Annotated in this window: 1 protein-coding gene and 1 pseudogene; both read left to right on the top strand. The window is 70.4% G+C overall.

Annotation, left to right across the window (positions count from 1 at the left end):
- Positions 1-28: 28 nt before the first annotated feature.
- Positions 29-13,114, top strand: coding sequence for a type I polyketide synthase (locus EV192_RS16300; RefSeq protein ID WP_132116052.1), 13,086 nt, complete (start codon positions 29-31; stop codon positions 13,112-13,114).
- Positions 13,115-13,142: 28 nt separating this feature from the next.
- Positions 13,143-17,807: pseudogene (locus tag EV192_RS16295) on the top strand (type I polyketide synthase); the annotation flags it as partial.
- Positions 17,808-17,809: the final 2 nt, after the last annotated feature.

Here is a 17,809-nt window from a genome sequence, read left to right as displayed (position 1 = left end):
CTGAGCCAGGGAAGGCCGCGAACCGACGATGCCCACTGAGCCCGCCAACCGTGACCGTTCCGACCTACCGACCGCCGGCGACGCGATCGCGATCACCGGCATGTCCTGCCGGCTGCCGCTGGCGGCCGACCCCGTCGCGTTCTGGCGCCTGCTCGCGGATGGCGTCGACGCGGTCACCGAGACCCTCGGCGACCGGTGGGCCGACGAGGACCCGGCCGGGCGGGTCACGGCCGGCAACAGGCGCGGCGGCATGCTGGACCGGGTTGACGGGTTCGACGCGGGTTTCTTCGGTATCTCCCCGCGCGAGGCCGTCCAGATGGATCCGCAGCAGCGGTTGATGCTGGAGCTCGGCTGGGAGGCCCTGGAGGACGCGGCGATCGTCCCGGCGAACGTCGCGGACAGCCGGACCGGGGTGTTCGTCGGCGCGATCGCGGACGACTACGCCGGGGTGCTGGCCCGCAGCCGCGACGCGTACACCGCGCACTCGCTGGCCGGGACCACCCGCGGCATCATCGCGAACCGGATATCGTATACATTAGGGCTACGCGGGCCGAGCCTGACCGTCGACGCCGCGCAGGCGTCCTCGCTGGTCGCCGTGCACCTGGCCTGCGAGAGCCTGCGCCGGGGCGAGTCCGACTTGGCGTTGGCCGGCGGGGTCAACCTGATCTTCGGTCCGGAGAGCACAGCTCGCGCGGACGGTTTCGGCGGCCTGTCCCCCGACGGCCGCTGCTACACCTGGGACGTCCGGGCGAACGGGTACGTCCGTGGTGAAGGCGGCGCTTTCGTTGTCCTGAAGCCATTGTCGCGGGCGATCGCCGACGGCGACACCGTGTACTGCGTGATCCGTGGGAGCGCGGTCAACAACGACGGCGCGACCGCTGGCCTGACCGTCCCCAGCGCGCAGGCTCAGGCGGATGTCATCCGTGATGCATACACGCGCGCCGGTGTGGACCCGGCCGGGATCCAGTATGTCGAATTGCACGGCACCGGGACGCCAGTAGGCGACCCGATCGAGGCGTCCGGCCTGGGCGCCGCGCTCGGCATCGCACGGCCGGTCGGCAGCCCGCTGCCGGTGGGCTCGGCCAAGACCAACGTCGGTCACCTCGAAGGTGCGTCCGGCATGGTCGGCCTGCTGAAGGTGGCGCTGAGCATCCGGCACCGGCAGCTGCCGCCGAGCCTGCACTTCGACCACCCGAACCCGAAGATCGACCTGACCGCGTTGAACATGCGGGTGCAGACCGCGCTCACCCCGTGGCCGAACCCGGACGCGGCGCTGCTGGCCGGGGTCAGCTCGTTCGGTATGGGTGGGACCAACTGCCACGTGATTCTCGAAGACACAGCCTCGGTCGATTTGCCCGCGTCGAATGACAACTCGGTAGTTCCGTTGGTGCTGTCCGGGCAGGACGAGGGTGCGTTGCGGACGCAGGCGGACCGGTTACGCACGCACATCGAGCAGAACGACCTGGCGTTGGCCGACGTCGGCTGGTCGCTCACGAACACGCGCTCGGCCTTCCAACACCGTGCGGTCGTCCTGACCGACAACCGGGAGAACGCGCTCGCCGCCCTGGACGCGTTGGCTCGCGGCACGGACGCGCCTGGTCTCGTGCAGGGCGCGCCCGGTGACGGCGGAACGGTCTTCGTGTTTCCTGGCCAGGGGTCGCAGTGGATGGACATGGCCGCCGGACTGTCGACTGTGTCCACAGTATTCCGCGCGGCCGTGCAGGAATGCGCCGCGGCGTTGGTCCCGTACCTCGACTGGTCCGTGCTCGACGTCCTGGACCGGGTGCCGGGTGCTCCTTCGCTCGACCGGGTGGACGTCGTCCAGCCCGTGCTGTTCACGATGATGGTGTCGCTCAGCCGAGTCTGGGCGTCGTTCGGGGTGGTCCCGGACGCGGTTGTCGGCCACTCCCAGGGTGAGATCGCGGCCGCGGTCGTCGCGGGCGGGCTCACGCTCGACGACGGCGCCCGGATCGTCGCCACCCGCAGCCAGGCGTGGCTTCGACTGGCTGGCCGCGGCGGGATGGCGGCGGTGCCGGCGGGCGCCGACCTGGTGCGGCCACGGCTGGAACGCTGGGGCGACGCGCTGTCGATCGCCGCCGTCAACAGCCCGCACAGCACCGCCGTCGCCGGCGACCCGACCGCGCTGGCCGAGTTCGTCCAGGAACTCGTGGACGAGGGCGTCCGGGCCAAAGTGATCCGTGGGATCGACACCGCCGGGCACTCTGCCCAGGTCGATGTGTTCCACGAGCACCTCCTGGACGTGCTCGCCCCGGTCGCGCCGCGGACTGGGACCATCCCGTTCTATTCGACGGTCACCGGCGGGTTGTTCGACACGGCCGGGCTCGATGCCGCGTACTGGTACCGCAACATGCGGGAGCCGGTGAGTTTCGCCCCGGCGATCCGTGCCCTGGCCGGGGACACCCAGACGTTCGTCGAGGTCAGCCCACACCCGCTGCTGGCTTCGGCGATCCAGGAGACGGCCGAGGAGGTCAACGCCACGCCGCTGGTCGTGGGGTCGCTGCGGCGGGACGAGGACGCCTGGCCGACCCTGCTGACCGCGCTCGCCCGGGTCCACGTCCGGGGCACGGACGTCGACTGGTCCTTCCCCGCCGACGCCCGCCGGGTCGCGCTGCCGACCTACGCCTTCCAGCGCCGCCGGTACTGGCCACGGCCGCGTGTAGACGGTATACCGCAGCCGGTCGCGGTCGTGAACGAGCCGGAGGAGGTCGTCGAGGCCCCGGTGACGTTGGCCGCCCGGTTGGCGGCGATGCCCACGGCCGAGGCCGAATTCGCGCTGACCGAGCTGGTCCGCGCCAAGGTCGCGGTCACGTTGGGGCACTCTGAGGCGGATACAGTATCCGTCCGCCGGACGTTCAAGGAACTCGGGTTCGACTCGGCGCTCGCCGTCGAACTGCGCACGAAACTCGCGGACGCGCTCGGCCTGCGGCTGCCCGCGACCGTGTTGTTCAACCACCCCACGCCGTCCGCCCTGATCGAGTTCATCCGCGCCGCGCTGGCCGAGGAGCAGCCGTCAGCGCCGGAGATTCAGGCCACAGTGGACGGTGGTGCGATCGCGATCGTCGGCATGGCCTGCCGGTACCCCGGCGGGGTATCCTCGCCGGAGGGGCTGTGGGCACTGGTCACCGAAGGCCGGGACGCGATCACGGACTTCCCCACCGACCGCGGCTGGCCGCTGGGCGACCTGTACGACCCCGACCCGGATCACCCAGGCACGAGCTACGTGCGACAGGGCGGGTTCCTGCACGACGCGCACCACTTCGACCCCGCCTTCTTCGGCATCAACCCACGAGAAGCCTTCGCGACGGACCCGCAGCACCGGCTCCTGCTGGAAACGTCCTGGGAGGCGCTGGAACGGGCCGGCATCAGCCCGGACTCGTTGCGGGGCAGCCGAACCGGTGTGTTCACCGGGATCATGTACGACGACTACACCGGACGGCTCGCCCACCGGCCGCCGCAGGAGGCCGAAGGGTATCTCGGCATCGGCGGCTTCCACAGCGTCGCGTCCGGGCGGGTCGCGTACACGTTCGGCCTGGAAGGCCCGGCGGTCAGCGTCGACACCGCCTGCTCGTCCTCGTTGGTCGCGATTCACCAGGCGTGCCAAGCACTTCGCGCCGGTGAATGCACGATGGCGTTGGCTGGTGGCGTGACCGTGATGGCCACACCGTCGACGTTCGTGGAGTTCAGTCGGCAGCGGGCGTTGTCGCCCAACGGCCGGTGCAGGCCGTTCGCCGAGGCCGCCGACGGCACGGTCTGGGCCGAAGGCGCCGGAATGCTCCTGCTGGAGCGGGTTTCCGACGCCCAGGCCAACGGCCACCCCATTCTCGCCGTCATCCGGGGCACGGCCGTCAACTCCGACGGCGCCAGCAACGGCCTCACCGCCCCCAACGGCCAAGCCCAGGAACGGCTCATCCACCAGACCCTCGCCGCCGCGCGACTGGCACCGTCCGATGTGGACGTGGTCGAAGCCCACGGCACCGGCACCACTCTCGGCGACCCCATCGAAGCCCAGGCACTCATCGCCACGTACGGCCAGAACCGGCCGTCGGACCGTCCACTGTGGCTCGGCTCGATCAAGTCCAACATCGGCCACACGCAGGCCGCCGCCGGGGTCGCGGGCATCATCAAGATGGTCCACGCCATCCAGCACGCCCATCTCCCGCACACCCTGCACATCGACCAGCCCACCCCGTACGTCGACTGGACCGGCGTCGCGCTGCTCGCCCAGCCGACCGCGTGGCCCGAGAGCGGCCGTCCTCGTCGCGCCGCTGTCTCGTCGTTCGGCATCAGCGGCACCAACGCCCACCTCATCCTCGAACAAGCCCCGACCGCCCCAGCTCCCAAGGACGGCACCGAGCCCGCGGCGGTTCCGTGGCTGCTGTCCGCACGGAGCCCCGAGGCGCTGCGAGCCCAAGTCCATGAAATGGCGGCATTCGCTGAAGACGCCAGTGCGACCGACCTCGCGTACGCCCTCGCCACGACCCGAGCACATCACGAGCACCGCGTGGCCGTGACCGGTGTCGATCGCGCGGAACTCGTCGCCGCCCTGACCGCGCTCGACGGCTCCGAGACCGCGTTCGGACTGGCTGAGAGCGTCGCCGAGGAGCAGCCGCGGATCGCGTTCCTGTTCCCCGGTCAGGGCAGCCAGCACGCCGGCATGGGCCGTGAGCTGTACGCCGCGTTCCCCGTGTTCGCGCAGGCGCTCGACGAGATCTGTGCCCAGTTCGATGAGCCGCTGCGTGACGTCATGTTCGATGGCACGCTCCTGAACGACACGCGCTACACGCAGCCCGCACTGTTCGCGTTCCAGGTCGCCACATACCGGTTGCTGACCGCCTGGGGTGTCACGCCCACCCACTTGGCAGGTCACTCGATCGGGGAACTGTCCGCCGCGCACGTCGCCGGAGTGCTGTCCCTTGAGGACGCGTGCACGTTGGTGTCCGCTCGGGCGCGGCTGATGGCGTCGTTGCCGTCCGACGGCGTGATGATCGCCATCAAGGCCTCAGCGGAGGACGTCCGCGAGTCCGTAGTGCGGTTCGAGGACCGGCTGGCCATCGCGGCCATCAACGGCCCGGCGAACACCGTCATCTCCGGTGACCCCGACGCCGCCGAGCAGGTCGCCGAGCACTGGCGAACGCGAGGCCACGAGACGAAGCGGCTCGACGTCGCGCACGCCTTCCACTCGCCGCACACCGACGCGATCCTGGCCGATTTCCTGGACGTCGCACGGGGTCTGACGTTCCGGCCGCCGCAGCTCCCCGTCATCTCCAACGTCACCGGAGCCCTGGCCGACCAGCTCTGTTCACCCGAATACTGGGCCGACCACATCCGGCACGCGGTGCGCTTCGCCGACGGGATCCGTACCCTCGCCGCACGCGGCACGACCGCGTACATCGAGCTCGGCCCCGGCAGTGCACTGTCCACAATGGCCGGTGAGACGCTGTCTGACGCCGTGCTGATCGCCGCGGTACGCCGCAACCGCTTCGAACCGCTGTCCCTGGTCGATGCCCTCGCCCAGGCGCACGGTCACGGCGTGCCGGTCGACTGGCAGGCGTTCTTCGCGCCGTACCGCAAGGCACGGGTGCCCGCGCTGCCGACATACCCGTTCCAGCGTGCGCCGTACTGGCTGCACCCGACCGCGCCGAACGGGACCGCCGGTCTCGACTCGACCGGCCACCCGTTGGTGCCCGCCGCGGTCGACCTGCCCGACGGCACCCGCCTGCTGACCGGGCGGCTGTCGTTCGACGACCACGCCTGGCTGCGCGACCACGTCGTCGCCGGTACCGCCCTGCTGCCCGGCACGGCGTTCGCCGACCTCGCACTCCACCTCGGCGGATACCTCGACGATCTGACGCTGGAGGCTCCCCTTTTCCTGCAGACAGCGGTGCAACTACAGGTCGTCGCCGAGCCGCCGGACGCTGCCGGCCGGACCTCGTTCATCGTCCGCAGCCGTCCGGAAACGGCCGACACCTGGACCCAGCATGCCTCAGGCACCATCCTGCCGGACACGCCGACGCTGGATGTGAATACTGTATGGCCGCCGGTCGGGGCCTCGGCGCTGAATCTCAATAACGCATACAGTCGACTGTATGACCTCGGCTTTCAGTACGGCCCCGCGTTCCAGTGCCTCACCGCGGCCTGGGAAGACGGCGATGAGCTGTATGCAGAAGTCCAGCTCCAGCAGTCGCCGGACGGGTTCGGCATCCACCCCGCGTTGTTCGACGCCGCCCTGCACCTGCTCCCCCTCACGGGCGAAGGCCTCCGGCTACCATTCGCGTGGCGAGGCGTCGCCTTGTATGCAAGAAACGCCACCATCTTGCGAGTACGCCTGTCGCGTGCTTCGGACTCGGTCAGTCTCGTCGCGACCGATCCCGACGGGACGCCTGTCCTGTCAGTGGAGAGCCTGACCCTTCGCAGCGCCCGATTCGCTGAGCAGAACGACCTGTACCGCCTCGAATGGGTACCGTTTGAGCTCACTCCGCTGCCGGACGCGCCTGAGGTCGTGTTCTCGATACACACCGAAAGCGCCGGAGGCAATCCAGCGGCGCGCGCCCACCAGCTCACCCACGACGTGCTGGCCGTCCTGCAGGACTTCATCGAGACGGACTCCCCCGCCCACCTCGCCATCGTCACCTCACGCGCCGTCGAGGCGGCGGCTGTGTGGGGTCTCGTGCGGTCCGCGCAGAACGAGCACCCAGGGCGTTTCGTGCTCGTCGACGTCGACGAGCCGTCTCAGGAGTTGTTGCAGGCTGCCGTCAACACAGGCGCCGACCAGCTGTCGATCCGGGCCGGCGAGGTGTTCGTGCCACAGCTGACCCGAACCACCGCCACCGCGCCAGAGCCCTTCGATCCGGACGGAACCGTGCTCATCACCGGCGGCACCGGCGGGCTCGGCGCGCTGCTGGCCCGGCATCTCGTGGCCACACACGGCGTCCGTCACCTGCTCCTGCTGAGCCGCCGCGGTCCCGACGCACCCGGCGCGGACGCGTTGCGCGACGAACTCACCGAGGCGGGCGCCACCGTCACGATCGTCGCCGGAGACGCCGCCGAACGCCGTCAACTGCTGCGTGTGCTCACGGCCGTGCCCGCAGAACATCCCCTCACGGCCGTCATCCACACGGCCGGTGTCACCGACGACGCCCCGATCACGGCCCTGACCCCCGAGCGGCTCGACGCAGTGCTACGGCCGAAGGTCGACGCCGCCTGGCACCTGTACGACCTCACCAAACACCTTGACCTGCATGCCTTCGTCCTGTTCTCGTCGATCGCCGGCACCCTCGGCACGGCCGGCCAAGGCAACTACGCGGCCGCCAACGCCTTCCTGGACGCGCTTGCCGCCCAGCACCGCGCGACCTCGCTCGCGTGGGGCTTGTGGGAAGGCGCCACCGGCATCACCGGGAAGCTCGGCGAGGCCGAACTGTCCCGGCTGGCAGCCGCCGGCCTGAGGCCGTTGCCGCAGGCGGACGCGTTGTCGCTGTTCGACGTCACGTACGCGGGCGACTCCGTGGTGCCCGCCCGCATCGACACCGTCCCGAAAGCCAAAGCACCGGTGGCGGTCAAACGCACCGCTCCGACTGCGCGGTCGGCTCGCGAAACGCTCGACCTGGTGCTGACGAACGTCGCCGCGGTCCTCGGGCACACCACGGCCGCCGGCCTCGAACCGGATCTCGACTTCAAGAAGCTCGGCTTCGACTCCCTCACCGGCGTGCAGCTGCGGAACGCCCTCAACAAGCAGCTCGGCCTGAACCTGCCGCCGACCCTGGTGTTCGACCACCCGACGCCGGCCGCGCTCGCCGGCCACCTGCATGCGCTGGCGACCGAAGCCCTGTCCGCCAAGGAAAGGACGCTCACGCCGGCCAAGGTCGTCGATTCCGCCGAGCCGATCGCGATCGTGGCGATGGGCTGCCGGTTCCCCGGCGGCGTGACGTCCGCGAGCGACCTGTGGGACCTCGTCGCCGAAGGGCGCGACGCGATCACCGGCTTCCCCACCGACCGCGGCTGGGACCTTGAGGAGCTGTACGACCCGGACCCCGCTGCCGCCGGCCGCAGCTACGTCCGCCACGGCGGTTTCCTGGTCGACGCCGCCATGTTCGACGCCGAGTTCTTCGGCATCAGCCCGCGTGAGGCGACCGCGATGGACCCCCAGCAGCGGCTGCTGCTGGAGATCATCTGGGAGACCGTCGAACAGGCCGGGATCACCGCGGACTCGTTGCGCGGCACCAACACCGGCGTGTTCTCCGGGGTGATGCTCGGCGACTACGGCGCCCGGTTGGTGCGGGGCGCGCCCGAGGACATCGAGGGCCACCTGCCGGTGGGCAGCGCGTACAGCGTCGCGTCCGGGCGTGCCGCGTACACGTTCGGTTTCGAGGGACCGGCGATCACTGTGGACACCGCGTGTTCGTCTTCGCTGGTCGCGGCCCACTTGGCGGTGCAGTCACTGCGGTCGGGTGAGTGTGACCTCGCGCTGGCCGGTGGCGTCACCGTGATGGCCACGCCGGTCCAGTTCGTCCAGTTCAGCCGTCAGCGCGGGCTGGCTCCGGACGGCCGGTGCAAGCCGTTCGCCGAAGCCGCCGACGGCACGGCGTGGGGTGAAGGCGCCGGAATGCTTCTGCTGGAACGGCTTTCCGACGCGCAGGCCAACGGGCATCCGGTCCTCGCGGTCATCCGGAGCACAGCCGTGAACTCGGACGGCGCCAGCAACGGCCTCACCGCGCCGAACGGCCAGGCCCAGGAACGTCTCATCCACCAGACGCTGACCGCCGCCGGACTCACCCCCGCTGACGTCGACGTCGTCGACGCGCACGGCACCGGCACCGTCCTCGGCGACCCGATCGAGGCCCAAGCCCTGATCGCGACATACGGCAAGAATCGGCCCGCCGACCGTCCACTGTGGCTCGGCTCGGTCAAGTCCAACATCGGCCACACCCAGGCCGCCGCCGGCGCCGCCAGCGTCATCAAGATGATCCAGGCCCTGCGGCACAACGAACTCCCCCGCACCCTGCACGTCAACGAACCCACCCCGCACATCGACTGGGCCGGTTCGGGCGTCTCGCTGCTCACCGAACCGGTTCCGTGGCAGGAGAACGGACATCCGCGCCGGGCCGCGGTGTCGTCGTTCGGCATCAGCGGCACCAACGCCCACCTCATCCTCGAACAAGCCCCGGCCACGAGCGAGCCCGAGCCCGCGCGCAAGTTCACTGGGACAACGGTTCCGTGGCTCGTCTCGGCTCGTAGCGCGCAGGCGTTGCCGGCCCAAGCGGCGCGACTGCGGGACGTGCTACGCGCCGAACCCGAGCTGGACCCGGTCGACGTCGGCTTCACCCTGGCCACCGCCCGCGACCGACACAATCACACGGCGGCGGTCCTGGTCGCCGACCGCGAGCAGGCTCTTCGGGATCTGGACGACCTGGCGCACGGCAGGCAGGCCGCCAACGTGCTGCTCAGCCCGGAAGGCACCCGCCGGGGCAAGATCGCGTTCGTCTTCCCAGGGCAGGGCGCGCAGTGGGTCGGGATGGCGGCGGAACTGCTGGAGTCCTCGCCGGTGTTCGCCGCGGAACTGCGTCGCTGCGCGGACGCGCTCGCGCCGCACACCGACTGGTCGTTGCTCGACGTCCTGCGCGGCGGTGAAGGATCGCTGGATCGGGTCGACGTGGTGCAGCCGGCATTGTTCGCGGTGATGGTTTCGCTGGCGCGGTTGTGGGAGCACTACGGCGTCCTCCCGGACGCTGTCGCCGGGCACTCCCAGGGCGAGATCGCAGCGGCTTACGTCTCCGGTGCGCTGTCCCTGGAGGACGCGGCGCGCGTGGTTGCACTGCGCAGCAAGGCGATCGTGAAGCTTCGCGGCGAGGGCGGCATGGCGTCGATTCCGCTGCCCGCGAACGACGTCACCGAGCTGCTCGACGGACGTGACCCTCGAATTGTCATCGCCAGCATCAACAGCCCGACGTCCACGGTCGTCGCCGGGCCGCACGGCCCCCTGGTCGAATTCGTCGAGCACTGCCAGGCCAACGGCGTCCGGGCGCGGCTGGTCGCCGTCGACTACGCCTCCCATTCGCCGGCTGTCGAAGCCATTGAGGACGACGTCCGGACGGCACTCGCCGGGATCGTCCCGCAGGAGCCGGCGATCCCGTTCTACTCGGCGGTCACCGGGGACCTGAGTGTCGCCGAAGTCGACGCGGCCTACTGGTACCGCAACCTGCGCGGCACGGTCCGGTTCGCCGACGCCACCCAGTCCTTGCTGCGGGCCGGCCACGACCTGCTGATCGAGGTCAGCCCGCATCCAGTGCTCACCATGGCCGTGCAGGAGACCGCTGAGGACGCGGGTGTGGTCGTCTCCGCGATGGGCACGCTCCGCCGGGGTGAGGGCGGCCGCATGCTCTCCGCGCTCGCCGAGGCGCACGTGTCCCACGCCGACGTGGACTGGGGCCAGGTGTTCGCGGACTCCGGCGCCCGCCGGGTCGACCTGCCGACGTACGCCTTTCAACACCGGTCGTACTGGGCGGACGCGGTCGAAGCGGTCGACATGGCCGCCGGCCAGGACCTGACCGGCCACCCGATGCTCGGTGCCGTGACGCAGCTGCCGGACGGTGGCGAGTTGTTCAGCGGCCGGCTCTCCACCGAGACACATCCGTGGCTCGCGGACCACGCCGTGTGGGACACCGTCCTGCTGCCCGGCACCGCGTTCGCCGAGCTCGCGCTGCACGCCGGCGGCCGGATCGTGGAGCTTTCCCTGGAGGCGCCGCTGGTGCTCGGCAGTGAGCCGGTCGACCTGCAGGTCGTCACCGGGCCCGACGACAACGGGCGATCCACGGTCACCATCCGTTCCCGTGTCAACGACGGCACGTGGACGCGGCACGCCCGAGGCACTCTCGCTCGTGACATGCCGGCGCCTGCCAGCACTGCGGAGCAGTGGCCGCCGCGAGGCGCCGAGAAGGTCGACACCGTTGCCTTGTACGACAGGCTTGCCAACGCCGGATTCGGCTACGGACCCGCGTTCCAGGGACTCCGTGCCGCCTGGACTCACGGTGACGACGTCTACGCCGAAGTCGAACTGCCCGAGGACGCACAGAACCCCGGTTTCGGCATGCATCCGGCGTTGTTGGACGCGGCCATACACACCGTCCTGCTGCGCCCAGGTGTGCTGGACGACGGCCTGCCGGTGCCGTTCTCGTGGAACGGCGTGTCGCTCTGGTCGCGCGGCGAGACCCGGCTGCGGGTGCACCTGTCGACCAGTGCGACCGGCGACCCGACCGTGCGGTTGTTCGACGCGTCCGGTGCGCCGGTGGCCGCGATCGACTCGCTCGCGGTGCGTCCGATCAGCCCCAGCCAGCTCGGCCAGACCACGGGCGGGGCGGCGTTCCGGCTCGAATGGACACCGGTCGACACCCCGAGCCCCCGTGGATCGGTCGCCTTCCTGAGCGATGACGTGCACGCCGACTTCGTGGTGGCACCGGTCGTGTCCGACGGCACTGACCCGGTCGCGGCAGCGCACGCGATCACTCACCGTGTGCTCAAGCTGGTCCAGGACTTCCTGGCGAACGAACGGCTGGCCGACACGACACTGGTCGTACTCACATCCGGCGCGGTCGCCGTCGACGGCATCAGCGACCTGGGCGCTTCCGCGGTGTGGGGTTTGGTGCGTTCGGCGCAGACCGAGAACCCAGGTCGGCTCGTGCTCGTCGACACCGACGACACGGACGCTTCACGTGACGTGTTGCCCGCCGCCTTGGCGGGTGGCGAACCTCAGATCGCGCTGCGGAACGGCACGGTCCTGGTCCCCCGGCTCGCCCGCCGCGCCCCGGAGCCCACACGGGCAATCCGTCCTCAAGGGACAGTCCTGATCACGGGCGGTACCGGCACGCTGGGCGGCCTGGTCGCGGAGCACTTCGTCACCGAGCACGGCGCCAAGCGGCTGCTGCTGGTCAGCCGTGGCGGCAACGCACCGGACCTCACCGACCGACTGACCGCGCTCGGCGCTGAGGTCACGGTCCGGGCGTGCGATATCGCCGACCGGGACGCCCTCGCCCACCTGCTCGCCGAACACCAGGTCAGCGTCGTCGTCCACGCGGCGGCGGTGCTCGACGACGCCGTGATCGGCAGCTTGACTCCGGAACGGATCGACACCGTCCTGCGTCCCAAAGTGGACGCCGCCTGGCACCTGCACGAGCTGACGCGGGACCTGGACGCGTTCGTGCTGTTCTCGTCCGCCGCCGGTGTCTTCGGCAACCCTGGTCAGGGCAACTACGCCGCCGCCAACGCGTTCCTGGACGCCCTCGCCGTCCACCGGCGCGCGTCCGGCCTGCCGGCCACCTCGCTCGCCTGGGGCCTGTGGGCGCCGGCCACCGGGATGACCGACGACCTGACCAACACCGACCACCAGCGGCTGCGGCGCAACGGCATCCAGCCGTTGCCGGTGGCGGACGCGTTGGGCCTGCTCGACGCCGCCATGGCGGACGAGGCACCGGGCGCGGTCTTCGCCCGGCTGGACGTCCGGCAACTCGCGGACTCCGGTGACGTCGCGCCGCCGTTGCGTGGCCTGATGGCGAGGCGGCGGCCCGCCGCAGGGCCACGGACCGGCCCGGTCGAGCTGATGGCCGGGTTGACCGAAGAGGAGCAGCGCAAGGCCATGCTGCAGTACGTCCGAACCTCGGTCGCCGCCGTACTGGGGCACAACTCGCCGCAGCAGGTGGACGTCGACCGTGGCTTCCTGGACATGGGCTTCGACTCGTTGATCGCGGTGGAGCTGCGCAACCGGCTCACTGTCGCCACCGGACTGCGGCTGCCCACGACACTCGTGTTCGACTACCCCGCGCCGGGGCTGCTCGCCGAGTTCCTCCGGGCCAAGTTGCTGTCCGCCGAGCCGGCGCAGCACCCGCTGCTCGCTGAGGTCGACCGGCTCGACCTCGCCGGCCTCAGCCCCGAACTCCGCCGCACGATCGACGACCGGCTCCGGGCCGTATTGCAACGGCTGACCACCGACAACGAAGTGACCTCGTTGCTCGGCTCGACGACCGACCAAGAGGTCTTCGACTTCATCGACAACGAACTGGGCGTCAGCCCAACGCCTGGAGAGGAATCGGGGTCGCACGATGAGTGAGGACAAGCTCCGCGAGTACCTCAAGCGCGTTGCCGCCGAGCTGCACCAGACCCGTCGGCAGCTGGCCGCGACCACCGAGCCGATCGCGGTGGTGGCCATGGCCTGCCGCTACCCCGGCGGGGTGGACACGCCGGACGACCTGTGGTCGGTGGTCGCGGACGGCCGGGACGTCATGGCGGACTTCCCCCGCGACCGCGGCTGGGACACCGGGCTGTACCACCCGGACCCGGACGAGTCCGGCAGGTCGTCCACCCGGGTCGGCGGTTTCCTCCACGACGCCGCCATGTTCGACGCCGAGTTCTTCGGCATCAGTCCACACGACACACTCGCGGTGGACCCGCAGCAGCGGCTGCTGCTGGAACTGTCGTGGGAGGCCTTCGAACGGGCCGGCATCGTCCCGGCGACCGTACGCGGTAGCCGAACCGGGGTCTTCACCGGCATAATGTATAATGACTACGGTTCGCGGCTGGGCCAGCTGCCGGCGGAGTTCGAGGGGTCCATCGGCACCGGGAGCGCGTTCAGCGTCGCGTCCGGGCGAGTCGCGTATACGTTCGGCCTGGAAGGCCCGGCGGTCAGCGTCGACACCGCTTGCTCGTCTTCGTTGGTCGCGGTTCATCAAGCGTGCCAAGCACTTCGTACCGGTGAATGCACCATGGCGTTGGCCGGTGGCGTGACCGTGATGGCCACTCCGGCTTTGTTCGTCGAATTCAGTCGGTTGCGCGCGGTGTCGCCAGACGGCCGTTGCCGGTCGTTTGCCGCCGACGCCGACGGGACGGGCTTCTCCGAAGGTGCTGGGGTGCTGCTGTTGGAGCGACTGTCCGACGCGCAGGCCAACGGCCACCCCGTCCTCGCGGTCATCCGTGGCTCCGCCGTGAACTCCGACGGCGCCAGCAGCCAGCTGACCGCCCCGAACGGTCCCGCGCAGCAGCGGGTCATCCAGCAGGCACTACGGGCCGGCGATCTCACACCGTCCGATGTGGACGCGGTGGAAGCGCACGGCACGGGCACCACTCTTGGCGACCCCATCGAAGCCCAGGCGCTCATCGCCACATACGGCGAGAACCGGCCTGCCGACCGTCCACTGTGGCTCGGCTCGGTCAAGTCCAACATCGGCCACACCCAGGCCGCCGCCGGCGTCGCCGGCGTCATCAAAATGATCCAGGCCCTGCGGCACAACGAGCTTCCCCGAACGCTGCACGTCGACCAGCCCACCCCGAAGGTCGACTGGACCGGGGTCGCCTTGCTCACTTCAGCTGTCCCGTGGGTCGAGAATGGACACCCCCGCCGTGCCGCCGTCTCGTCGTTCGGCATCAGCGGCACCAACGCCCACCTCATCCTCGAACAAGCCCCCGCCGACGCGGTGGAGCCGGTCGAGGTGTCGGGCGGATCGCTGCCGTGGCTCGTCTCCGCCAAGAGCGGCAACGCATTGCGGGCACAGGCCGCGAAGCTGGCCGCCCACGTACGCGACCACAGCGAGCTCACTATCACCGACATCGCGCGCTCGCTGGCTACGGGCCGTGCCCATCACGCCCATCGCGGCGCTGTCGTGGCGGGTAGTCGTGAGGCGTTGCTCAATGGGCTCGACGCGCTCGCGACCACCGGCCACGGGCCCGGCGTCGTGCGGGCCTCGGTCCGTGAACCCGGCTCGATCGCGATGCTGTTCACCGGCCAGGGCAGCCAGTACTCGGGCATGGGTCGCGAACTGTACGAGACGTTCGACGTCTTCGCCGCGGTGCTGGACGAAGTCTGTGCCCGCCTCGACCAACACCTGGACCGGCCGTTGCGCACGGTCATGTTCGAGGGTGAACTGGTGCACCAGACCCAGTACACCCAGCCGGCGCTCTTCGCGCTCGAAGTCGCGCTGTACCGCCTTTTCGAGTCGTGGGGTGTGACACCGGACTACGTCGCCGGCCACTCGGTCGGTGAGATCACCGCCGCCCACGTCGCCGGCGTACTGTCCCTTGAGGACGCTTGCACTCTGGTGGCCACGCGGGCATGTCTGATGGCGGCGCTGCCCACGCACGGCGCCATGATTGCCGTGGAGGCCTCGGAAGAAGAGATCTCAGCGACTCTCGGCGGACGGGCCGACCTCGCGATCGCCGCCGTGAACGGGCCGTCCGCGACCGTCGTCTCCGGTGACAGCGACGCCGCCGAGGAGGTCGCCGACCTCTGGCGGCGCCTGGGCCGCCGCACCCGGCGCCTGCGGGTCAGCCACGCCTTCCACTCACCCCACATGACGGGCATGCTGGCAGCCTTCCGGACCGCCGCGGCCGAGTTGACCTACCGTCAGCCGACGATCCCGGTCATCTCCAACGTCACCGGCCGGGTGGCGTCGGCCGAGATCGCCACACCCGAATACTGGATACAGCATATCCTCGACGCGGTCCGGTTCCACGACACCATCCGTACACTCGACGCACTGGGCGTCACCACGTATCTCGAACTGGGACCAGACGCGGTCTTGACCGCTCTGGCAGCGGACGGGCTCGCCGACTCCCCCGCCGAGCCCGTCCTGTTGCCCACCCTGAGCCCGTCCACACCGGAGGCCCAGGCCGTCCACGTCGCCCTGGCCACCGCGCACGCGCACGGCATCACCGTCGACTGGCCCGCGATCCTCCCGGCCGCCCGACCTGCCGATTTGCCGACCTATGCGTTCCAGCGCAGCCGTTACTGGCTCGACGCGCCGGAGCCGGACGGCGGACTGTGGGCCGCGGTGGAGCGCGGCGACCTGGACGAGTTCGCTGGCCAGTCGCTGAGTGAGGTCCTGTTGGCGTGGCGGCGGCACCGCCGCGACAACGCCGGGTCGGACGATCTGCGATACCGCGTCGCGTGGCGTCAGATGCCAGTCACGCCTGCCGCATTGTCGGGCACTTGGTGGTTGCTCGTGCCCGAGACGCACGCCGACGACCCGTGGGTGACCGGGTGCGCGGACGCGCTCGCGGAACATGGCGGGACAGTTCGTACCCTCACTGTCCACAACGGAGACCTGTCCGCCATTGACGAGCCGGGCGGGATCCTGTCCCTGCTGGCGTTGGACGACACCCCTCACCCAGACCACCCGGCCGTGCCTGCCGGGGTCGCGTCGACCCTGGATCTGTTGCGGACCATGGCTTCCAGCGGCGGTCGACGGCTGTGGTGCGCCACCCGAGGCGGTGTCGTCACCGGACACGGGGACCCTGCCGTCTCGCCCGCGCAGGCCGAGCTGTGGGGCCTCGGCCGGGTGGCCGCGTTGGAACACCCCAACCTGTGGGGCGGGCTCGTCGACCTGCCCGCGACGGTCACCAAGCCCGCCGCCACCGCGCTCGCCGGCATCCTCGCGGGTGCCGGCGATGAGGACCAGCTCGCCGTACGGCACAACGGCGTGTACGTACGGCGGCTGGTCCGTGCTCCCCGAGAAGCCACACGTGAACCGTGGCGTCCACACGGGACAGTCCTGGTCACCGGCGGCACGGGCGGGGTCGGCGCGCAGGTCGCCCGAAGGCTCGCCACGGCCGGAGCCGAGCACCTGCTACTGGCGAGCCGTCGTGGGCCGGACGCGCCTGGCGCCGCCGAACTGGTGCGGGAACTGACCGGCCTCGGCACCACTGCCACGGTCGTGGCGTGTGACATGGCGGACCGAGAGGCCGTCGCCGGGCTCCTCGCCGAGGTACCGGGCACGCTCACAGCAGTTGTACACGCGGCCGGGGTCGCGGAGCGTCTTTCGCATATTGTAGACACCGATCTGGATGCGTTCGACGGTGTCACGGCCGGGAAAGTGGCCGGCGCCAGTCATCTCGACGAGTTGCTCGGCGACACCGAGTTGGACGCGTTCGTGCTGTTCTCCTCCACCGCGGCGGTGTGGGGCGGCGGCGGGAACGGCGCCTACGCGGCCGGCAACGCGTTCCTCGACGCCCTGGCGTACCAGCGCCGGGCACGTGGGCTCAAAGCGACGTCCATCGCCTGGGGCGCCTGGGCGGGTGAAGGCATGGCGTCCGCGGTGGAGGGCCTCAGCGAATACCTGGCTCAACGCGGGGTCCTGGAAATGTCCCCACAGCAGGCGACGACCGCGCTGCTGCACGCCGTCGAAGACGACGAGACGTTCCTGGCCGTGGCCGGATTGGACTGGTCACGGTTCGTGCCGAGTTTCACCGCGGTACGTCCGAGCACCCTGCTGGCCGAGATTTCCGAGGCCCACCAGGACATCCAGGAGCCCGAGGGCGATCTGGCGCGCCTGCTGGACGGGTTGAGCGAGCCGGAACAAGCCGGTCTGCTGCTGGCGTCCGTGCGGACCGAGGCCGCGATCGTGCTCGGCGAGACGGACGGCGACCGGGTACGTCCGGGGCGTGCGTTCAAGGAACTCGGCTTCGACTCGCTGGCCGCCGTGAAGCTGCGCAACCGGCTCACCGCGGCGACCGGGCTGCGGCTGCCGGCAAGCGTCGTCTTCGACTACCCGACACCGCAGGCCCTCGCCGAACACCTGCACGAGGGGATCCGCCAGTCGGCACCGGACGAGCTGACCGCGCTGGAGAACGCGTTGGTCGAGCGGACCGCGAATGGCGAGGACATCACGAAGGTCGTCGAACGGCTCGAAGCGCTGCTTTGGCGGCTGCGGGACGCCCCGGCCGACGGCGACAACGACAACGGCGGCGACTTCGACTCGGCGTCCGCCGAGGAGATGTTCGAGGTCATCGACCGGCAGCTCGGCAGTTCCTGACC

Source organism: Actinocrispum wychmicini (assembly GCF_004345645.1).
Classification (GTDB): Bacteria; Actinomycetota; Actinomycetes; order Mycobacteriales; family Pseudonocardiaceae; genus Kibdelosporangium; species Kibdelosporangium wychmicini.
This window is presented reverse-complemented; position numbering and strand designations above follow the sequence as displayed.

Excerpts from the sequence above, each read along its gene's own strand:
- EV192_RS16300 (WP_132116052.1), top strand. The coding sequence starts at position 29 with ATGCCCACTGAGCCCGCCAACCGTGACCGTTCCGACCTACCGACCGCC.